A 20,792-nucleotide genomic window follows, 5' to 3' on the forward strand; every position below is an offset into this window, starting at 1 on the left:
GGGCTTTTTTTTGCGCTTAAACTTAGCAACTATTAAATTAGAAAGCCCTGCGACGGTAGGTACGATACTCCGGCGACCAGCACGCCTTCTCAATTCGTTCACGTAGTTCCGTACCACTGGTTTTCAGCGCCACCCCATTGTGCTGAGCCTGGGCAGCCACCTCAAACGCAATCGACTTACTAATGTCACGAATCCGTGACAACGGCGGCAACAGTGCCCCCTTGCCTTCTTTTACCAGTGGCGCTTCACGTGCCAGTGCCCGAGAGGCACTCATGAGCATTTCATCGGTGACACGACTGGCATTAGCCGCAATCACCCCCAGGCCAATGCCAGGGAAAATATAGGCGTTATTGCATTGGGCAATCGGATAGGTTCGGCCGTTATGCACCACCGGAGCAAAGGGGCTGCCGGTCGCCACCAGAGCTTGGCCATCTGTCCAGCGGATTACATCTTCAGGAACGGCTTCCGCCTGAGAGGTCGGATTGGAGAGCGGCATAATCACCGGGTACTCGCAGCCTGCATGCATCGTGCGCACCACTTGTTCGGTGAAAATCCCCCGCTTACCGCACACGCCAATCAGTATCGTTGGCTTCATCTGGGCAATGGTCTCTTCAAGCCCTTGGCCATTCCAGTTAGCGACCAGCTCAGGATCGTGAGCCAAGCGCCGCTGGAAATCCCGTTGCCAAGACTGATCAGTGGTCATCAAACCATCTCGGTCAACGATGAATATCCGCGCCCGAGCTTCGCTTTCGGTAAGCCCCTCTGCCTGCATGGCCACCACCACCTGTTCCGCAATACCACACCCTGCCGAACCGCCACCGACAAACACCACCCGCTGCTGGTTAATACTTTCCTGACGCGCCTGGCACGCCGCCATCAAAGTACCCACCACAACCGATGCGGTTCCTTGGACATCATCGTTAAAGCAGCACAAATCATTACGGTAACGCTCTAACAGCGGCACCGCATTGGCTTGGGCAAAATCTTCAAACTGGAGCAGAACATTCGGCCAACGGCGTTTTACTGCGGTAATAAACTCCGCCATAAACGCATCGTACTCTTCCTGGCTGACCCGTTCATGACGCCAACCCATATACATCGGATCATCCAGCAACGCCTGATTATTAGTACCAACGTCAATCATAATCGGCAACGTATGCGCTGGGCTAATGCCACCGCAAGCGGTGTACAGCGCCAATTTACCAATAGGGATCCCCATACCACCGATACCCTGGTCACCCAACCCCAGAATACGCTCACCATCGGTGACAACAATCACCTTAACGTTGTCTTTGGTAGCGCTACGCAGAATATCTTCCATATGCTCACGATCCGGATAGCTGATAAACAGCCCTCGGTGATTGCGGTAAATATTGGAAAACTCCTGGCATGCCTGCCCGACCGTAGGGGTATAAATAATTGGCAGCATCTCTTCAAGATGCTGGGAGACCAAACGAAAATAGAGCGTTTCATTATCGTCCTGGATAGCGCGCAGGTGAATGTGGCGCTCCAAGTCATTATGGCACTGCTGATACTGGCGATATGCTCGCGCTAGCTGGTCATCAATGGTCTCAACGTTTTGCGGTAGCAACCCCATCAGATTAAAAGCCAGCCGCTCCTCTAAAGTAAACGCACTGCCTTTGTTCAATAGCGGCATTTCAAGCAGAGAAGGACCTGAATATGGAATATATAAGGGGCGTTTACTGGTTGTGGACATAGGCACTCTCTTTTTCTCTCTGTTACTGCTGCAATGCAGCAACGATGGGCATTGGCGGTGTTTATCGGTAATGTAACATGCAGCACGAAAAGGTGGGAGAGACATACATAATGGACAAAAAAGCACCTTGGCAAATACCAAGGCGCTGAAAAAGATACGCTAGCCTAAATTCACAGATAACGTGGGCGACTCTTAACAGGTTTTTGCCACTGGCTTGCGACCTTCAACACCAGCAAAAAAGAATGGACGAAGCTTGACCCCCAGCATATTGCCGGCGAAGGCTGCCACCAACCATACCCAGCCATGCAGGCTGCCCGAAGCAATACCACCGAAGTAGGCCCCAATGTTGCAGCCAAACGCCAAACGCGCGCCATAGCCAAGCATAAGACCGCCAATCACTGCCGCCAGTACAGATTTAAGCGGGATACGGAAATTAGGTGCAAAACGCCCCGCCACACTTGCTGCAGCAAGCGCACCCAGCATAATGCCAACATTCATCACCGTGGTGATATCACTCCATACACTGGCTTCTAACGCGGCTGCATTGCCTGGCGCTTGCCAATATCCCCACTGGCTAACGTCACCACCTACTAGCTCAAACCCTTTCGCCCCCCATAGCGCAAACGCTGCGGTAATTCCCCAAGGGCGGCCAGCCAGCGCTAACGTAGCAAAATTCAGTAGCGCTAGCGCCACAGCACCAGCAATTAACGGCCATGGCCCTGTCAACCAACGCTCTGCACCCGGTTTATCAATCATCGGCGACTGCTCCAAATGACCATGGCGGCGCTTCTCCATAATCACCGTAAACACTGCAATCGCTGCAAAGAGCACCAGACTGATTCCAATGCCACCGCCAACCCCCGCCACGTTCACCAATGAAACAGGCTGGAAAGCGGGTAAATTCTGCCACCAGGCAAAATGCGCAGAGCCAATCAACGAACCGATAATAAAGAACAGCAGCGTAATCAACATCCGTGCATTACCGCCCCCCGCTGTAAATAGCGTGCCCGATGCACAGCCGCCACCCAGTTGCATCCCAATACCGAACATAAATGCCCCAACGAGTACCGAGATACCAATCGGAGAGACAAAGCCATGCACATCTGTACCAAACAGCGTGCCCGCCCCTAACGCAGGGAAAAACAGTACAACAGCGATAGCTAACATCACCATTTGGGCGCGCAAACCACGACCGCGACGCTCAGTAATAAATACCCGCCACGCAGCGGTAAAACCAAACGCCGCATGGTAGAGCACCATCCCCAGCAAGCCCCCAACAATCATCAGCAGACCAATATTGGCACCAAACACCACGCCAATCACAAGCGCCCCCAGCACAATGGCTGCAGTAGCCAGAACCGGTACTCGATAGTTTAACGGTGCTGCCGTAGAGGAAGTCGCCATAGTTCACCTTTTAGCAACGCCAAAAGCGCCTGTTAGAAACAGGCGCTTGGCTGAGTTGGACGATAATGTTAAGCCTAACGCTGGCTGCAGAACGCTGGAAATTCTTTATTTAGCAGTATTTATATCTTTAAGAGATATTAAACAAAGCGCCCCAAGCCTACCGCGGAACGTAGCCGATCCATGGTAATGGCGGCCTCTTCCCTTGCGCGTTCGGCACCTTTCTGAAGCACTGCTTCAATATGCGCCGGGTCTTCCATGAGCGCGATATAACGCTCGCGGGGTGCGCTTAAGTGCGTATTCAAGTAATCAAACACGTGGTTCTTAGCGTCGCCCCAGCCGATGCCTGCCACGTACTGCTCGCGTAGTGCAGCGGCCTCCTCATTGCTGGCAAACGCTGAGAATATCTGGAACAGCGTGCAGGTGTCTGGATCTTTAGGCTCACCGGGTTCCAGTGAGTTGGTTTTGATTTTACGCACCAGCTTCTGCAGCTTTTTCTCGCTAGAGAAAAGCGGGATTGTATTGTTGTAGCTTTTGGACATTTTGCGACCGTCCAGTCCCTTCAGCACTTCCCCTTTTTCATCCACAACGGCTTCGGGCTGAGCAAAGTACTGGCCTTTAAACAGGTGGTTGAAACGCCCAGCGATATCACGAGCCATTTCAATGTGCTGAATCTGGTCGCGCCCTACCGGCACTTTATTGGCGTTAAACATTAAGATGTCGGCGGCCATTAACACGGGGTAACCGAACAACCCCATGGTGACGCCTTTATCGGGGTCCTGGTCACCCGCCTCTTCATTTTCAGCGACCGCTGCTTTGTAAGCATGGGCGCGGTTCATCAAACCTTTAGCGCACACGCAAGACAGCATCCACATTAATTCGGGAATTTCAGCAATATCCGACTGACGATAAAAAATGGCGTTATCGGTATCTAGCCCTAGCGCAAGCCATGTGGCGGCAATTTCCAAGCGCGACTCTTGTACACGTTTCGGGTCTTGGCACTTGATAAGCGCGTGGTAGTCAGCAAGAAAGTAGAACGACTGTACGTTGGGGTCTTGGCTTGCCGCAATGGCAGGCTTAATAGCACCCACATAGTTACCAAGATGTGGCGTTCCGGTCGTGGTAATCCCGGTCAGCACGCGGGTTTTGGCTGTCTGACTCATAGTGTGGATCCAGCTGGATAAAGGTCAAAAAAGGTAAGTCATTGTACACTCAATGCCAAACCACCGCCGCCTTTGTCTCGTCGCTTTCCTCTTCCCCTTTTACCCGAACAAAAATCGGCAAGCTCTGCGCCAGTAGCGTTTCGCCGTCCGTGTTGTCAGCAGCAATAACCACGCCGAGCGCCATCACCCAGGCCTGCCCGTCTCGTTTAACGGGGATATACAGGCAGCTATTCTTCGGGCAGTCACTGCCCAGCACCGTGGTTAACGGGTGTTTCACAATATCCTCCCAGCGGAGAGTTTGGTCATTATTGATGGAGTGACTGCTGCTTCCCCACGCCAGCCCACTGAACGACGCCACTGCCTGTGACGCCGCTATTTCAGCGCGCATTTGCGCTAGCGTCGCAGCGCGGTAATTGCTTGCTAAACGTTCCTCTACAAGCGCGGACTGCACACCGATAACGCCGATCATCAACGAACTCGCCAACAGCACCATCACAATCACTAACGCAGCGCCTTGCTCTTGGGGCCTCTTTATAGGCTGCATACCGCCTCCTTGCTCACCGCAGACCAAGCATTTATTACAGCTTGCTTAACCTCCAGCCTGTAGAACAGCTGCTCGATGGGTAACATGAAAATCGACATTTCCTCCTTGTCGACCTAAGGGAAGCGACACCACGCTAACCCCCTCGGCGGCGGGCACACCAAGCGGCTCGTCTCGCTCGCAGCCAGCGCCTGCTGAATAGTCAAAGGTGGCTAGAGGCTGTGCAGCCTGCATATCTTGAACCGTGCAGCGGCAGCCTGAGTCAATCACCACGCACTGAAGCCTAAACAAAGGCGCTCCGCTGGAGTCAGTAGCGCCCTGCTTGCGAATAGTGTCAGTGACCGTGGTGGTGGCATAAAGAAGCGTCTCCTGGTGACGACCCAATGTATCCACCTGCTGAAAGGTATGAAACGTGCTCAAGAACAGCTGCCCAGCACCCAAAATAACCACCATGCCAACGACAAGGGCGACTAATAACTCTGTTAGCGTAAATCCGCGCTGCACGTCCATGGCATTTACCGTTACGGTTGGCTGGGAAGTTGGAACACGTAATGAAAGGTGTCATGAGGTTGATTAGGCTCGGCACTCAGCTGCACAACAATCTCAAACCGGCAGCCTTGACGATCGATATGGCTCCCTTGCCCCTGGGCATAGCCAAGCGCTGCCGACTGGCCCTCAAACCAGTGGCTATACCATGCGGATTCAATCGTGGCTAACGGGATGCTTTCGCAGCCATACGGTAGAGATAGCGCTGCCCATAGTCGCTCTTGGGCATCTACCGCCGCGACGTTCGCCAGCGACTGTGTATAGCCAGCGCTGGCGCTTTGCAGTGCTTTTACCTGTATGGCCGCCACGCCCAGCAACCCAAACGCTAAAATCACTAGCGCAACCAGCGCCTCAATTAATGTAAAACCGCGCTGCCTGCGCATTTACCAGCACGCCTCGGGCAGACGCTCTCCCCGTGCAGTAACGTGAAGATCACTGGTACAGCCATCCGTTTGTGTCGTTGCAGCGGTCAGTAGAAAACCGCCATCGCCATCGCTACCATCAGCGACAGTAATCGTATAGTGGCCTTCAGGGGAAGTCGCAGTGATAGAGCAATTCGTATAGGCGAAGTGCCGCGAGTAACAGCGTTCAAGCTCGGTAGCTGCCTGCAGAAGGCCAGCATGAGCATCAGTGCGTAGAGAACGTTCGACGTGGCGGGTGTAGCTGGGGTAGGCAACTGCTGCAATGACACCGATAATTGCAACCGTCACCAGCATTTCGATCAGCGTAAAACCGTGCTGGCGAGCCTCCTGGCGACCAGCACGATAAGTAACAGGTGAAGGCACTGAGCGCACTCCTGTATCAGTCAGCCCATACCTTCAGTATGTCGCAAACTCATACGCATTGCATCAGCCGCTGACGATCACCTGTTCACGCAGTTCTTTCGGCATAGAAAAGGTGATGTTTTCCTCACGCCCCTGCAGCTCAACGGGTGCTTCTGCCCCTAGCGCCTGCAGTTTTTCGATAACACCTTTCACCAACACTTCCGGTGCACTGGCTCCCGCCGTTACGCCAATACGGCTAACGCCCTCAAGCCATGCTGGCTTGATTTGATCGGCATTATCGATTAAATAGGCGGGCGTGCCCATTCGTTCGGAAAGCTCGCGCAGACGGTTGGAGTTGGAACTATTAGGACTGCCCACAACCAGCACCAAGCCGCTGTCTGCCGCCAGCTCTCGAACCGCATCCTGACGGTTTTGAGTGGCATAGCAAATATCGTCTTTACGCGGCCCCTGGATCTCCGGAAATTTTTCCCGCAGTGCGTCGATCACCTTGGCGGTGTCATCCATCGAGAGCGTGGTTTGGGTCACAAACGCCAGCGTTGATGGGTCATTGACGACCAGCTTGGCGACATCCTGCTCATCCTCGACCAAATAGATCTGGCCACCATGGGAGGTATCGTAACGCCCCATGGTGCCCTCTACTTCTGGGTGACCTTCATGACCAATCAGAATGCACTCTTGACCACGCTTGGCGTAGCGCAGCACTTCCATATGCACTTTGGTCACCAGCGGGCAGGTAGCATCAAACACTTTGAGGCCACGCTGCTCTGCATCTAATTGCACCGCGCGGGAAACGCCGTGAGCCGAGAAAATCACGATCACATCATCCGGCACTTCATGGAGCTCTTCAACGAACACCGCGCCCCGCTCACGCAGGGTTTCTACCACAAAGCGGTTGTGAACCACCTCGTGACGCACGTAGATCGGCGGGCCGAAGACATCCAGCGCGCGGTTAACAATATCGATCGCGCGATCCACGCCAGCACAAAAACCACGCGGGTTCGCCAGCTTGATCTGTACGGGTTGGGTTGGCTGAGATGACTCTGATGACTGCATAAAAGCGCCTTGATGCGACAGCATCGCTCAATAAATGAAAGCTAGATTTTGAAAGTCTGACGTTAGTGCTTGGTGATTGGTGTCACGTTCAACACATCGACTTCAAACGTTAGCGTACGACCCGCCAGTGGATGATTAAAATCAACTTCCACACGGTCTCCGTCAATGGTTTTGACCACGCCAGGCAATTCCGTTCCCGCTTTATCGGCAAATGACATCACCATGCCAATCTCTGGCTCCTCGTCACCAAAATCGGTGCGCTTGAGGGTTTGGATGTTTTGCGGATTGTGCTGACCAAACGAGTGCTCAGGGGTAATCTGAAACGATCCACTCTGACCAGATGCCATGCCTTTAATCGGGTGTTCAAAGCCAGGAGGCAAGTTGCCATCGCCATACTGGAACGTGGCAGGGGCTTTCTCTTTGGTGGAGTCTACTACCGTGCCGTCTTCCAGCTTCAGCGTGAAGTGCAGGGTAATTTCCATACCATCATCAATTAGGTAATCCATGGTTCCTCACTCGTCACTCTATGGCTCGTTCAAACTATCGCTGGTTCAAACGATGGCCCGTTCAAACGATGGCTAATTCAATCACGCTGCTGTAGCGCGGCTTTCTTGCGGCGCCGATCACCTACTATCGACTCCCAAATCAAGCCTACTGCCCCCAGCGTAATACCGATATCCGCTACATTAAAGGCAGGGTAATACCAGCCAGCGGCGTGGAACGATAAAAAGTCCACCACGTAGCCATGTACCAAGCGGTCATAGAGATTGCCCAGGGCACCGCCAATAATCAGCGGCAGCGCAACGGCCAGTAGTTTTTCATCAGCCTTCAAGCGGGAAAGCCAGATGGTCAAACCAATGCTGGCCCCCACGGCAACAGTGGCAAAAAACCAGCGTTGCCAGCCGGGATGACTGGCTAAAAAGCTAAACGCAGCACCAGGGTTATGCAGCAGCGTCAGGTTGAAAAACGGCAGCACTTCCACGGGCTGAGCATAATTCAAAAAATGGCTGGCCATGTACTTAGTCAGCAAATCCAACACGATGACCGCCACCGCCAGCCACAGCCAGCGCAGCGGCCGCCGCATGGGCGGCCGCTGGTTTGGATCGTTGGTGGTTGACACAGTACTAGGCATAGTAGCGAATCTCACCGCTGCCTTTAGGCAGGTTACTGATACAGCGACCACATAGATCTGGGTGCTCAGCATGGGTGCCTACATCAGCACGGTGGTGCCAACAGCGCTCGCACTTCTGGTGTTCGCTTCCGCTAACCGCCACTTTCAGGCCATCAAGCTCGGTGCTTTCCGCGTTAGCGCCATCAGCAAGCGGTGCTAAATGCACTTCACTGGTGAGCATGACGAAGCGCAGCTCGTCGCCTAACTTGGAAAGCGTGGCGTTCAGCTCATCGCTGACGTAAAGCGTGACCTCGGCTGCCAGGCTACCTTTGATGACTTTGGCATTACGGGCATCTTCCAGGCACTTATTCACCGAGTGTTTCACTTCCAGCACTTGTTCCCAGAAGGCGCGGCCTAATTCAGCATCATCATCTAAGGTTCCAAGCCCAGTGTAGTAAGTTTCCAACAGTACGCTGTCGCCACGCTCGCCAGGAATGTGATCGTAAATCTCTTCGGCGGTAAACGACAGAATCGGTGCAACCCAACGGCTCAGCGCTTCGACCACATGGTAAAGCGCGGTTTGCGCGCTGCGACGAGCCAGAGAGTCTGTTTGAGTGGTGTACTGGCGGTCTTTGATGACATCCAGGTAGAAGCCACCTAATTCCCGTGCGCAGAAACCATGAACCTGCTGGTAAACATCCAGGAAACGGTACTCTTCATAAGCTTTTTCGATACGCCCTTGAAGCTGTGCCGCACGGTCAACCACCCACTGATCTAGCGCCAGCATATCACCAAAGGCTACCTGATCTTTCGCCGGATCAAAGCCATTCAAGTTGGAAAGCAAAAAGCGTGCGGTGTTACGGATACGACGATACACATCGGCGGTACGCTTCAAGATTTCATCAGAAACCGCCATTTCACCGGAGTAGTCGGTAGACGCGACCCACAGGCGTAGAATATCAGCACCCAGTTTATCCATTACGCTTTGCGGCGCGACCACGTTACCCAGCGACTTGGACTGCTTGCGCCCCTGTGAGTCCACAGTAAAGCCATGGGTCAGCAGCTGACGATATGGTGCATGTCCGTCAATCGCTGAACCGGTTAACAGCGATGAGTGGAACCAGCCACGGTGTTGATCTGAGCCTTCCAGGTACAAGTCAGCACGCGGGCCACTTTCATGACCATAGGGATGTGAACCACGCAGCACGTGGCGGTGCGTGGTACCTGAGTCAAACCAGACATCCAATGTATCGGTGACTTTGTCGTACTCAGCGGCTTCCTCCCCCAACAGCTCAGCAGGGTCGAGTTTAAACCATGCTTCAATGCCGTCTTGCTCAACACGCTTAGCCGCCTCTTCCATCAGCTCAACCGTATTGGGGTGCAACTCACCGGTTTGCTTATGTAGGAAGAACGGAATCGGCACGCCCCAGTTACGCTGGCGAGAGATACACCAATCCGGACGATTGGCGATCATACTATGCAAACGCGCCTTTCCCCAGGCAGGCGTGAATTCGGTGGCCTCGATGCCTTCCAAGGCCCGCTCGCGCAGAGTTTTGCCTTCCTTACCCTTAATATCCATACCCACAAACCATTGGGCAGTGGCACGGTAAATGACTGGCGTTTTATGACGCCAGCAGTGCATATAGCTGTGCGTGATGGGCGTGTGCGCCATCAGCGCATTGACCTCACGCAGCTTCTCGACGATATGCGGGTTGGCTTTCCAGATCATCTGACCGCCGAAGAATGGCAAGTCATCAATATAAACACCGTTACCTTGCACGGGGTTAAGCATGTCATCAAAGCTCATCCCGTAAGCACGGCAGGTATTAAAGTCGTCCACCCCATAGGAAGGCGCGGAGTGAACAATGCCGGTGCTACCTACTTCAGACTCAACGTAGTCCGCCAGATACACCGGCGAGAGACGGTCATAGAACGGATGACGGAAATTGATTAGATCCAGCGACGTACCTTGGGTGGTGGCGATGACACTGCCCGTCAGTCCAAACCGCTCTAGACAGCTCTCCACCAACTCTTCTGCGAGCAGTAGCAGGCGTTCTCCGGTATCCACCAGCGCGTAGGTAAACTCAGGGTGAACGTTCAGCGCCTGGTTGGCGGGAATCGTCCAGGGCGTGGTGGTCCAGATAACGACGGCCGCCGGCTTGGGCAATTCGCCTAGGCCAAAGGCCGCTGCTAGCTTGTCGGCATCTTCTACTGGGAAAGCCACGTCGATGGCGTCGGATTTTTTATCGGCGTATTCGACTTCCGCCTCTGCCAGGGCCGAGCCACAATCAAAGCACCAGTTAACCGGCTTTAAACCTTTGAACACATAGCCCGCAGCAACCATTTCTGCCAGCGCACGGATTTCGCCCGCTTCATTGGCGTAATCCATCGTGCGGTACGGATGATCCCAGTCACCGATGATACCCAGGCGCACAAAGTCCGCTAGCTGGGTTTCAATCTGAGCACCGGCATAGTCACGGCAAAGCTCGCGGGCTTTATCCGCAGCCAAGTGTTTACCGTGGGTGGTTTCTACCTTGTGTTCAATCGGCAGACCATGGCAATCCCAGCCTGGCACGTAAGGGGCATCAAACCCCGCCAGATTCTTTGACTTAACAATAATGTCTTTAAGGATTTTATTGAGGGCGTGACCGATATGGATGCTGCCGTTGGCATAGGGAGGGCCATCATGCAGAACAAACAGCGGAGCGCCCGCGCGAGTGTCGCGCAGGCGCTGATACAGGTTCATATCCTGCCACTTTGAAACGCGCCCTGGCTCCTGCTTCGGCAGCATGCCGCGCATGGGAAAGTCGGTTTCTGGCAAGTTTAGCGTGTGCTTATAATCCATAGTCCGGTCAGCCGTCGTTAGCATCGGCGGCGTCATCCGCCGAAGAGAAATCAGAAGAAGCGGTCTCACGCCCAAGCGGGGCCGAGGCCAGCGGAAGAGAATTCATGCAACCAGCATCCGCGGCCGCGAAATAACGTCGCGCCCTGGCCTGGTCGTGTTCAATTTGCGTTTTTAACGCTTCAAGATCGTCAAACTTCACTTCCCCCCGCAGCCGTGCACAGGGGTACACCGTCAGTCGCTGACCATAAAGGTCGCCTGAAAATTCTAATAGATGAACTTCCAGCGTGGGCCGCTCAGCCCCCACGGTGGGCCGAAAGCCGACATTCGCGACAGCGGGGTAACGCTGCCCGCTAGCTAGTTCGGCGACGACGGCAAACACACCACGTAGCGTTAGTGGCTGAGGCAATAGTGGAAGGTTAGCGGTGGGCACACCTATCGTGCGCCCTAGCTGCTGGTCACGTACCACGCGGCCATGCAACGAATAAGGCCTGCCAAGCAAGCGCGCGACGGCATCAAAGTTGCCGCTTGCCAGCAAGGTACGTACCCGCGTGCTCGATACCCGCTCGTCATCCAACTTGAAGGTGCGCGTATGCTCAACGCCAAAGTGGTGGTCGCGCCCAACGGCTTCCAGCAGGTTGAAGTCGCCAAGGCGGTCGCAGCCAAAGCGGAAGTCATCCCCGACTACCAGATGCTTCACGCCCAAGCCCTCAATCAACACCTGATCAATAAACTCGCGGCCGGTCAGGCTGCGCAAGGTATCGTTGAACGGCAGGCACAGCACCTGTTCAGCACCATGATCACGCAACAGACGCACTTTCTCGCGCAGGCGAGTAAGCCGCGGCGGTGCTTGGTCACCGGCGAAGAACTCCCGGGGCTGAGGTTCAAACACCACCACGGTCAGCGGGGCGTTCAGGCGCGCCGAATGCTCACGGCATTGCTCCAGAATCGCCTGATGGCCGCGATGCACCCCATCGAAATTACCGATAGTAGCAACGCAGCCACGATGAGCCGCTGTCAGATTGTGCAGACCTCGTATGACGTGCATGGCACCTCTTTTTTTAAAAGCCTTTTTTAAAAGCGTTTGCCGTTTAAAAGCGTTTGATTATAACGAACGCGCTGTTCAGGTGCAGGTGAAGATTACCTTCGCCCTGGCGTTACCTTCCCTTTCACCTAACGATGCATTGTTCCGCATTAGCTATTCATCTTAAAGTGGCGCAACCGTAGGCCAAGCGCTGTTAGCCAGATAAAGTAAAGCCCGCCCCCCAGCACTACTAGCCCTGCCACCCAGCGAATACGCTGCCATAGCTCAAACTCAAGCCATGCGTGCCATTCAGGAGAAGCAATATAAAGCGCAACGCTCATCAACGCGCTACCGCCTACTAGCTGCACTGCGTAGCGCCCCCACCCTGGCTGAAAAACCAGGACCTTCTGACGGTAAAGCAAGTAACCCAACAGCCCTGCATTTAAAAATGCCGACAGCGCGGTCGCCAGTGCCAAGCCTGCATGGGCCAACGGCCAAACTAACAGCAGGTTGAACACCATGTTAGCCACCATGGCGATAATGCCTACTTTCACCGGCGTTTTAGTGTCCTGACGAGCAAAGAAGCCCGGCGCTAACACCTTGATCAACATAAAAGCTACCAGCCCAAAGGCGTACGCCCGCAAACTCATGGCAGCCATCTGAATATCATGATCGGTCATCGCCCCGTAATGAAACAGGGTAATCAAAAATGGCTCGGCTAGCACCGCCAGTGCCAGCGCGGCGGGCACGCCTAACAACAGCACCACGCGAACCGCCCAATCCAGCATTGCCGCAAAATGTTCGTTTGATTGTTCCGCATGCCGCTTAGAGAGCGCAGGCAAAATAATCGTACCAATCGCCACACCAAACACTCCCAGGGGTAGTTCAACCAGCCTATCGGAGTAGTAAAGCCACGATACACTGCCCGCCACCAACAAAGAGGCCAACACCGTATCTAACAGCAGATTGATTTGCGACACCGACACTCCAAATAGCGCCGGAGCCATCAATTTCAAAATGCGCTTCACCCCTTCGTGGGCAAAGTTAGGCCACGGAGTCGGCAGCAAACCCAGGCGTAGCAAAAACGGCACCTGGAAGACCAGCTGAGCCGCGCCTGCAATCAACACCCCCCAGGCCAACGCCATGGCGGGCTCTTCCATCAATGGCATCAGCAGCAACGCCGCACCAATCAGCGAAAGGTTCAACAACACTGGTGTAAAAGCTGGCACCGCGAAACGATTCCAGGTATTCAACACGCTGCCTGCAAATGCCGTTAATGAAATCAGCAGCAAATAGGGAAATGTCAGGCGTAGCATGTCGGCGGTCATAGCCAGCTTTTCGGGATCGCGCCCAAAACCAGGGGCAAACACCCACACCAACCAAGGGGCTCCCAGCATGGCAAACGCAGTGATTAGCGCTAATATGGCCGTTAAACTCCCCGCCACCGCATTCAGCAGCTCGCGAATTTCCTGCTTACTGCGCTGGGTTGAGTATTCGGAAAGCACCGGCACAAAAGCCTGGTTAAAGGCTCCTTCGGCAAACAAGCGGCGTAAGAAGTTGGGGATTTTAAACGCGACGAAAAATGCATCAGCGCCATTGCCTGCCCCCAAAAAGGTGGCTACCACTACATCGCGCACCAACCCCATCACCCGCGACAGCATGGTCATGGCGCTGACCACTAACCCAGAGCGCATCAGGCCACGACGCGGGGGGGACATATTGGCTTGCGGCGGCGTATTCGTGGTCATGACTCAATCCATAAGCTCACAGTGCATCGCCACAGGCGATGTGTAGACACAAAAAAACCGGCCGCAGCCGGTTTTTTTTATGGCGCCTGCCGACTTACGCCGCCAGAGCCTTAATGCGCTTGTTCAAGCGACTTTTCAGACGTGCAGCTTTCTTCTTGGAAAGAACGTCTTTGTCAGCAATACGGTCAACAACCGGCTGCATAACTTTGAACTCTTCCATTGCCTTGCCATGGTCGCCGGTGTTGATCGCTTTGATCACACGCTTGATGTAGGTGCGGACCATGCTGCGCTGGCTGGCTTTCAGGACGCGACGAGTCTCGGCCTGGCGGGCGCGCTTGCGTGCTTGCTTGCTGTTCGCCACAGGTATCTCCTTGGAGAATAAGGGCTGCCTATAAACGGCAACGAATTTACTATGTGTTTGTCGGCTGGCATTTGCCAAATCACGACATTTCCGTCATATCTTTCTACAACAACCGATTGATTTGGAAGCGATTAAAACGCTGCCAAATGGTGTAGCGAGCAGTTCAAAATCTGCCCGCTCACGGGTCTTGTCTGAGAGGATGGCGTAGTCTATCACGCGTTAAGCGGGCTTACTAGCGCTTGTCAATGCTTTTCCCGCGCGCATCACCACTTACCCATTAAGGCAGTGCCTGTCCCGTTGGTGCCAGAATTTTGCGCAGAAAACGTCGCGTACGCTCATCTTGAGGGTTGGTGAACAGCGCTTCGGGCGGCCCTTGCTCGACAATTTGCCCCTCATCCATAAACACCACACGGTCGGCGACGTCTCTGGCAAACTGCATTTCGTGGGTCACCACAATCATGGTTTGCTGCTCGGCGGCGAGCTGCTTCATTAAGCCCAGCACCTCTTCCACCCATTGCGGGTCCAGCGATGAGGTCGGCTCGTCAAACAGAATCACATCGGCATTCGCGGCCATCGCACGCCCAATGCCTACTCGCTGCTGTTGACCACCAGAAAGCGATGCCGGATAAGCATCTGCCTTATCGGCCAAGCCAATGCGCTCTAGAATCTCCCTTGCCCGAGCGTATGCCTGAGCTTTGGGCAATTTATCCACGACAATCATGCCTTCGCTGATATTTTCCAACGCCGTTTTGTTGGCAAACAGCCCGTAGTTCTGAAACACAAAGGCGGTTCGTCGGCGCAGCGCCAGAATATCGGCGCGACTGGCACGTCGCGCATCTACCCGTAAATCGCCTACTGTGATGTGCCCCGCCTCTGGGCGCTCCAAAAAATTAATACAACGCAACAGGGTTGATTTACCGGTACCTGAAGGACCAATGATGACAATGATCTCACCCTGCTCCAGGTGCAAATCAACGTCCGTAAATACCGGCTGCTGGCCAAAACGCTTGCTAACAGACTCAAGAGTGATCATCGCTGGTACGCCTTATTTAAATGCGTTTCCAGACGGCGCTGCCCCCAAGAGAGCACCTCCACGACCACCCAGTAAATCAACGCGACCATCAAAAACGCCTCCAGATAGAGAAAGCTTCCCGAGGCCTCTTTCTGGGTAGCGCCCATCATTTCGGTCACGCCAAGGGTAAACGCCAGCGAGGTCGCCTTAATCATATCGATGTAGTAGTTCATCAGCGTCGGCGTGGCCACACGGGTCGCCTGGGGCAGAATTATCCGCTGCATCAGTTGAGACTGGGTCATACCGATCGACAGCGCCGCTTCGGTCTGGCTGCGGTCAATCCCCACAATCGCTGCGCGAATGGATTCCGCCATGTACGCCGAAAAGTGTAGCGTCAAACCAAGCACCGCGGCGGTCACCCCGTTGATGGAAATGAGTGCGTTAATCAGTTGAGGCAAGCCGTAATAGAACAGGAATAGCTGCACCAGCAGCGGCGTTCCGCGAAAAAACGAGATAAACAGCAGCGCCGCACCATTTAGTACCGGCACCTTTGAAACCCGAACGACTGCCAACAGACAGGCAATGATCAGCGCAAACACCATGGCGATACTCGCCATCTGCAGCGTTAACGGCAAATAGCTCAGCAGGACCGGCAACAGGTCCCACATATACTCCACATTTAGCATGGTTATTCCAAATTCAGCTGTTATTCCAACGCTAGCCTAGTCTCGATAAGTAAAACGGCCGAGGCATTGCCACGACCGTAGTCAACAGTTAGCCGTTAATTAGGGGGAAGCGCCGCAATTATGGCTGGGTGATATCAGTATCAAACCATTTTTGCGATATTTCACCTAACGTGCCGTTTTCACGCAGCGTTTCCAGGGCGGCACCTACACGGTCGCGCTGGGCACGGCCTACTTCATCATCACGGAACGGCAGCGCGTTTTCGATGGTTGTGAACGGCTGACCCGCCAATGAAAGGGGCAAACCGCGCTCGCTGATCACCTGGCTTGCGCTAACCCGGTCCATCACAAATGCATCGATACGGCCAAGCGCCACATCCTGCTCGACGTTGGATTCGTAGGTACGAATATCGATCTCATCGGCATTAGGCTGCTCACGCAGCAGCTGCTCGTAGTTAGAGCCCAGGTTCACCGCAACGCTTTTGCCAGATAAATCTTCAACACCGAGAATGGTGTCATTACCTGCCCGCACAACAACCTGGGCACCATCGTAAACATACGGCTCGGTGAAGGCGTACTTCGCTTTGCGCTCATCGGTAATCGTAATCTGGTTGGCAATGGTATCAATACGACCCGACTCCAACATGCCCGCCAAGCCAGAGAAGCTTGCTGTCACGAACTCAATCTCATCACCAGTCACTTCCCCAACGGCGTTCATCACATCGACTTCAAAGCCTTTCAGCTCGTTACGCTCAACATACGTGAAGGGGAAATAACCACCGGACATGCCAACGCGCAGCGTATCAGCCTGGGCAGTGGCAGACATCACACCGCCCACAACGCTAAGCGAAAGAACAGCAAAAGCTTTTTTCCAACGGCTTACATTCGCCATATTCATTTTCCTCTTTGGGGTACCTAAGCCCCCCTGCGTTAAGCACGGACACTGGTTACGACGTTCGTCGAACACCCACCAGTACAATGGCGTCAAGATACCAGCAAAAAAGAAATAATAAACAGATTTATTAGTGTTTTTTGGAATTTAAAATCAACCAGCGGTGCTATGTGGCGATGACAAAATCACAAGCCATCCTTGGCTATCGCGATCGCTCAAGCTACCCAGCCAAGATTGCAATATGCTCAGCATGACTTAGGTATCGTCATTAAGCAGTGGTCGTTTAACGATTCACCCGCAACACGCTTGTCTTGGCCAGAAGCCACATCTCCGAAATGGTTTCTGGCGACTACTAAATGAGCAAAATGGTGAGGTTCAGTGATTATTGTGGCTGCTTGAAATACTCCTGCCATGTAGAAGTAAGCTGCTCTTCACTAATATTTTCAGAGAGTTTGAAAAGCCCTGCTGTTTCCACCTTCTCAACTGACTCCAAAAACTGCAATACAACATGATAATGAGGCCGATTCCAGAAATCGTGAATGAATATACGAGATTCTGAGGGGTTATCTGAGTACGTCAAAATATGCTGGATAGCTGACATGGTACAAGCAACCCGAAAACGACCATCCACTAAGATGAGGTCAAATTCATTTTTATGATGGTGTATCGCGTTACTGTATGCTGGAAACTTATCAGACGCTTGCATCGACACTGGGAACCCCCACTCCTTGGTTAGGCCAATATCGACAGCTTCGACCTGACATTTCTCTCCTAGTTTATTTTTCAACGCGTTTACCCACTTGGCATCGCTTTCAACACCTTTCACTGTCAGACCTTCTTTAACTGCCCACACAGTGGAGCCGCCCGCCCCAAACTCAAAGTAGCACTTTGCTTTTTTCAAGCTTTTCTTAAACAAACTTCGCTCATTAGCCGACATAAAAGGCGCATCAGGCAGTGGAAGCTCTTGTGGGCTCTCTTCAGTGGAACCCTCTATCTTTTCAGCCGCAGGGACTCCTGTTTTTATATATGCTTTTTCTTTCACCACCCCGTCTTCAAGTAAATATTTATCTGCTTTCGTCTTATCAATTAGTGCCAACAAGCCATACGCCATATCCTTGATGCTATGCACCGTGTGCAATAGAAAAGCTAGTTTAACTCGCTGATCTTCGCTTAACTCAACCATCCGCTTATAGCTAGGTAGAAAAATTGCGTCAGCACTGACTAGCTCTGTGGCTTGGCGCAGTTCCTCAGGCACACTCTCTGAGAAGTGGCATTGATGTTGCTCATTATTGAAACAGTAGAAGCGAAAGCCGTGGCGAGCCATCCAATGCTGAAGCTCAGCCAGGTTTGGCTGGCGCTCATGGGTTGGTTGGAAGGCAACCTTCACCTGTATCAATAGCGTATCTTTAAGGGAGCACTCACCACCTTCAAGAATTTTCATAGCGTCATGCAGGTCATCTAACACCAGCATATCTACGTTGGACAGGCCTTCGATACTATCCAGCGCTACGGTATTAATTGGCAGCTCAGCTAGCACTTTGCACTTTTCACGCTGCTGCTCTGGCTGTTGAGTCTCTGGCAGTCGTTTTAGCGTACTGCCTTTTTCCGCATCTAATGTGGCATAAAGCGTGGCAGGCTGGCCGTCACCTAGTAGAGCATGGGGATAGTGATGCAGCTCTCCGTACTCTTTAAGTGCTTCCACTTTTTTATTGAGTAGGCAGGCCGGGTCGAAGCTGATAACGGCTAGTTTGCCGCTCGCCATCCATTTGGGGTAATCCGAGTGGCGTGGTAACACAGCAGCGTTATCAAGTATGGTAATTGGCTCATCAAAACGCCATTCGAATGCTCCTTTATCCTCAGGCTGCTCACTGCTTACTTCAGGTAACTCGAATAATTCATCTTCATCAGCAAACCACATCTCGCCCTCTTTATTGAAGGTAAGAGCCTCTGGTGCTTTATCTTCGCAATGGCGAACCCAAATGGCACGGAGGGCATTATTGAAATGGCTAGCAAATCTTGGTGCATCGCAAACTGGGGAGTAGTGCAAAATAGTCCGCAAACCTGCACGAATAACGGCTAGGTTGGGTAGATCATTGGCGAGTTCAATCACACGCTGGCGGTACTCATCCCAGCTACTGGTGACTAACTCCTGTAAACCAGCATTGATTAAGTGAGTGGCACTGTGGCGGCCCGCAAAGGTGGGCCCAGGCAGCGTTACTACTGGCACCCCCATTAGCATAGCCTCACAAGTGGTTAGGCCACCCGAGTAGGGCCACGTATCTAAAGCGATATCTATTCGCTGGTATGTACCAATAAAGTCCTTATGATTGATAGGCCCTTCCAGCATAATGCGCTCTTGCTCTATGCCATGCTGGGCCATTTCATCCCAAATACGTTGACAGAAATCAGCGCTTTCATACTGAGCACCCCGCAAAAGCAATCGGCTTTGCGGTAACTGGTGCATTAAGGCGGCCCACTCACCGAGAAGTTGCGCACTAATTTTGGCAGCGTTATTTAAACAGCCCAGAGTAATATAGCGATTCTTAAGTGCAGGAAGAGAGGTTATGTTCGGTGCATAAGCGCAGGGTGTATAACAAATATAATCATCCGGCAAACGGATTAACTTCTCAGTATACTGGTCATCTACTCCTTCCGGGGTTTCGATACTATCCGACAATAGATAGTCAATAGACTCAAGCCCCATGGTATTTACAAGCCCCCCAACCCATTTAATACATAGAGGTGCTGGTCGCATGGAAATAGCTTGCAAGCAGCTACCATCACCATGGCCGGAGAGGTCAATAAGAATATCTATGTCATCATTTCGAATCTGTTCCGCTATCGCTTCTTGACTTAAGTGACGAACTTGTTTCCATTGCTTGCAAGCATTGCGAATTTTTTTTGTAATTTGATCGTTAACGTCATTGGTTGAGTATGCATAGAAGTGAATATCAGACCGGCTACACTCTAAAGCGGAAGCAATCATCTGGCCAACGGGGTGCGTTCTAAACCCAGAAGATATTAATCCGACCCTAAGAAATTTATCTGCTCTCTTCTCAACTTTTGATGCTCCCAGTGGAAGCAAAGCAAACTGATCATCCCAACCTTTCGCGAAATCAATTATTTCTTTTTGTGTAACAGACGGGTCGTAATGCTTAGCAAAGAAAATATTAGAGTAGGCCATTACAAAGTCTGGCTTCTCGCTTAAGGCTTTTTGGTAGTACCTTGCTGCTTTGTCGTACTCGCCTAGGTCTTTATATAAATTACCCAGATTATTATATACAGAAGGATTTCTTGGAAACTTTTTATCTAACAACAAATAGTTATCAAGCGCCTTACTGAAGTACTTTGTCTGGTATTGCAAAGCCCCGATTAGCAAACGTGCCCTTAACTCATCATAACCAAACTTCAGCGATTTTTGGGCATATTCAAGCGCTTTAGAGTGCTGCCCAGCGCCCTGTAGCATTTCTGCCAAACGATACAGCGCTGGGCCATACTCAGGCTGAATGGCAACGGCTTCCAGTTGATACTTGATGGCTTGCTGCTCTTCTCCTTGCCGGTAATAGACAGCCGCAAGGCTAGTGAGCGTTAATGCATCCTCAGCGTTAAACTCGTAGGATCTCAAGAGTGGGTCTAATGCAGCAGAAACATCACCAGCTTCCAGCAACGCCGTACCAAGCGCTTTCCAGGCAAATGCACTTTCAGGATGGCGCTCTGTCATTTGCTGGGCCGCCTGCTGAGCTTGTGGCAGTTGCCTAGTGTTATAGAGTGCCATAAAAGCATCTACCTCTTTTCTAGGCACTCCTAAGGCAAGGCCATGGCTTTTTCTTGACTGGGAAGACATATTTGTTTTCTGACGTGCTTTTTTCTTAGCCATGGTGCTCTTTGCCCGAACGAATCTATGAATAGTTTC

The 20,792-nt window shown here is 52.6% G+C and carries 18 protein-coding genes; all 18 read right to left on the reverse strand.

Annotated elements, in window-relative coordinates:
- Positions 1-37: 37 nt before the first annotated feature.
- Positions 38-1,717, reverse strand: a complete 1,680-nt coding sequence (locus HZS79_RS03605) for an NAD-dependent malic enzyme (RefSeq protein WP_179927070.1) — start codon at positions 1,715-1,717, stop codon at positions 38-40.
- A gap of 192 nt (positions 1,718-1,909) precedes the next feature.
- Entirely contained in the window at positions 1,910-3,121 is a 1,212-nt protein-coding gene (locus HZS79_RS03610; RefSeq protein WP_179927071.1) for a YeeE/YedE family protein, read from the reverse strand.
- 137 nt (positions 3,122-3,258) lie between these two features.
- Positions 3,259-4,281 (reverse strand): tryptophan--tRNA ligase, encoded by a 1,023-nt coding sequence (locus tag HZS79_RS03615; protein WP_179927072.1) that lies wholly within the window; start codon positions 4,279-4,281, stop codon positions 3,259-3,261.
- A gap of 49 nt (positions 4,282-4,330) precedes the next feature.
- Complete coding sequence (locus tag HZS79_RS03620) at positions 4,331-4,825, reverse strand: pilus assembly PilX family protein (protein WP_179927073.1); 495 nt, start codon at positions 4,823-4,825, stop codon at positions 4,331-4,333.
- 45 nt (positions 4,826-4,870) lie between these two features.
- Entirely contained in the window at positions 4,871-5,332 is a 462-nt protein-coding gene (locus tag HZS79_RS03625; RefSeq protein WP_162219729.1) for a PilW family protein, read from the reverse strand.
- Positions 5,333-5,343: 11 nt separating this feature from the next.
- Positions 5,344-5,751: a type IV pilus modification PilV family protein gene (locus HZS79_RS03630; protein WP_179927074.1), complete on the reverse strand. Its 408-nt coding sequence runs from the start codon at positions 5,749-5,751 to the stop codon at positions 5,344-5,346.
- Positions 5,752-6,153, reverse strand: coding sequence for a type IV pilin protein (locus tag HZS79_RS03635; protein ID WP_179927075.1), 402 nt, complete (start codon positions 6,151-6,153; stop codon positions 5,752-5,754). It lies immediately after the preceding gene.
- Between the two features lie 63 nt (positions 6,154-6,216).
- Complete coding sequence (ispH, locus tag HZS79_RS03640) at positions 6,217-7,206, reverse strand: 4-hydroxy-3-methylbut-2-enyl diphosphate reductase (RefSeq protein ID WP_179927076.1); 990 nt, start codon at positions 7,204-7,206, stop codon at positions 6,217-6,219.
- A 62-nt stretch (positions 7,207-7,268) separates the two neighbouring features.
- Entirely contained in the window at positions 7,269-7,712 is a 444-nt protein-coding gene (fkpB, locus tag HZS79_RS03645) for an FKBP-type peptidyl-prolyl cis-trans isomerase (RefSeq protein ID WP_162219725.1), read from the reverse strand.
- A gap of 77 nt (positions 7,713-7,789) precedes the next feature.
- Positions 7,790-8,338 (reverse strand): signal peptidase II, encoded by a 549-nt coding sequence (lspA, locus tag HZS79_RS03650; RefSeq protein WP_162219724.1) that lies wholly within the window; start codon positions 8,336-8,338, stop codon positions 7,790-7,792.
- A complete protein-coding gene (gene ileS / locus HZS79_RS03655) occupies positions 8,331-11,162 on the reverse strand; it encodes an isoleucine--tRNA ligase (protein WP_179927077.1) in 2,832 nt (943 codons plus the stop codon). Before ileS ends, lspA begins: the two co-directional genes overlap by 8 nt.
- A gap of 7 nt (positions 11,163-11,169) precedes the next feature.
- Complete coding sequence (gene ribF, locus HZS79_RS03660; protein WP_162219722.1) at positions 11,170-12,207, reverse strand: bifunctional riboflavin kinase/FAD synthetase; 1,038 nt, start codon at positions 12,205-12,207, stop codon at positions 11,170-11,172.
- Between the two features lie 146 nt (positions 12,208-12,353).
- Positions 12,354-13,931: a murein biosynthesis integral membrane protein MurJ gene (gene murJ, locus HZS79_RS03665; RefSeq protein WP_162219721.1), complete on the reverse strand. Its 1,578-nt coding sequence runs from the start codon at positions 13,929-13,931 to the stop codon at positions 12,354-12,356.
- Between the two features lie 94 nt (positions 13,932-14,025).
- Positions 14,026-14,292 (reverse strand): 30S ribosomal protein S20, encoded by a 267-nt coding sequence (gene rpsT, locus HZS79_RS03670; protein ID WP_009097974.1) that lies wholly within the window; start codon positions 14,290-14,292, stop codon positions 14,026-14,028.
- Between the two features lie 277 nt (positions 14,293-14,569).
- Complete coding sequence (locus HZS79_RS03675; RefSeq protein WP_162219720.1) at positions 14,570-15,325, reverse strand: amino acid ABC transporter ATP-binding protein; 756 nt, start codon at positions 15,323-15,325, stop codon at positions 14,570-14,572.
- On the reverse strand, positions 15,322-15,990 hold the full coding sequence (locus HZS79_RS03680) for an amino acid ABC transporter permease (RefSeq protein ID WP_162219719.1): 669 nt from the start codon (positions 15,988-15,990) through the stop codon (positions 15,322-15,324). The genes HZS79_RS03675 and HZS79_RS03680 overlap by 4 nt, the downstream gene beginning before the upstream one ends.
- Before the next feature lie 118 nt (positions 15,991-16,108).
- On the reverse strand, positions 16,109-16,879 hold the full coding sequence (locus HZS79_RS03685; RefSeq protein WP_179927078.1) for an amino acid ABC transporter substrate-binding protein: 771 nt from the start codon (positions 16,877-16,879) through the stop codon (positions 16,109-16,111).
- 382 nt (positions 16,880-17,261) lie between these two features.
- The gene (locus HZS79_RS03690) at positions 17,262-20,756 is read right to left on the reverse strand and encodes an O-linked N-acetylglucosamine transferase, SPINDLY family protein (protein ID WP_179927079.1); all 3,495 of its coding nucleotides are present in this window, start codon (positions 20,754-20,756) and stop codon (positions 17,262-17,264) included.
- Positions 20,757-20,792 lie beyond the last annotated feature (36 nt).

Origin of the sequence: Vreelandella zhaodongensis, assembly GCF_013415115.1 — a bacterium.
GTDB lineage: Bacteria > Pseudomonadota > Gammaproteobacteria > Pseudomonadales > Halomonadaceae > Vreelandella > Vreelandella zhaodongensis.

Coding starts and splice junctions, on each gene's coding strand:
- HZS79_RS03615 (WP_179927072.1), bottom strand. CDS start 4,281: ATGAGTCAGACAGCCAAAACCCGCGTGCTGACCGGGATTACCACGACC.
- HZS79_RS03620 (WP_179927073.1), bottom strand. CDS start 4,825: ATGCAGCCTATAAAGAGGCCCCAAGAGCAAGGCGCTGCGTTAGTGATT.
- HZS79_RS03685 (WP_179927078.1), bottom strand. CDS start 16,879: ATGGCGAATGTAAGCCGTTGGAAAAAAGCTTTTGCTGTTCTTTCGCTT.
- HZS79_RS03690 (WP_179927079.1), bottom strand. CDS start 20,756: ATGGCTAAGAAAAAAGCACGTCAGAAAACAAATATGTCTTCCCAGTCA.
- murJ (WP_162219721.1), bottom strand. CDS start 13,931: ATGACCACGAATACGCCGCCGCAAGCCAATATGTCCCCCCCGCGTCGT.
- fkpB (WP_162219725.1), bottom strand. CDS start 7,712: ATGGATTACCTAATTGATGATGGTATGGAAATTACCCTGCACTTCACG.
- HZS79_RS03680 (WP_162219719.1), bottom strand. CDS start 15,990: ATGCTAAATGTGGAGTATATGTGGGACCTGTTGCCGGTCCTGCTGAGC.
- HZS79_RS03630 (WP_179927074.1), bottom strand. CDS start 5,751: ATGCGCAGGCAGCGCGGTTTTACATTAATTGAGGCGCTGGTTGCGCTA.
- ribF (WP_162219722.1), bottom strand. CDS start 12,207: ATGCACGTCATACGAGGTCTGCACAATCTGACAGCGGCTCATCGTGGC.
- lspA (WP_162219724.1), bottom strand. CDS start 8,338: ATGCCTAGTACTGTGTCAACCACCAACGATCCAAACCAGCGGCCGCCC.
- HZS79_RS03625 (WP_162219729.1), bottom strand. CDS start 5,332: ATGGACGTGCAGCGCGGATTTACGCTAACAGAGTTATTAGTCGCCCTT.
- HZS79_RS03675 (WP_162219720.1), bottom strand. CDS start 15,325: ATGATCACTCTTGAGTCTGTTAGCAAGCGTTTTGGCCAGCAGCCGGTA.
- ileS (WP_179927077.1), bottom strand. CDS start 11,162: ATGGATTATAAGCACACGCTAAACTTGCCAGAAACCGACTTTCCCATG.
- HZS79_RS03610 (WP_179927071.1), bottom strand. CDS start 3,121: ATGGCGACTTCCTCTACGGCAGCACCGTTAAACTATCGAGTACCGGTT.
- ispH (WP_179927076.1), bottom strand. CDS start 7,206: ATGCAGTCATCAGAGTCATCTCAGCCAACCCAACCCGTACAGATCAAG.
- HZS79_RS03605 (WP_179927070.1), bottom strand. CDS start 1,717: ATGTCCACAACCAGTAAACGCCCCTTATATATTCCATATTCAGGTCCT.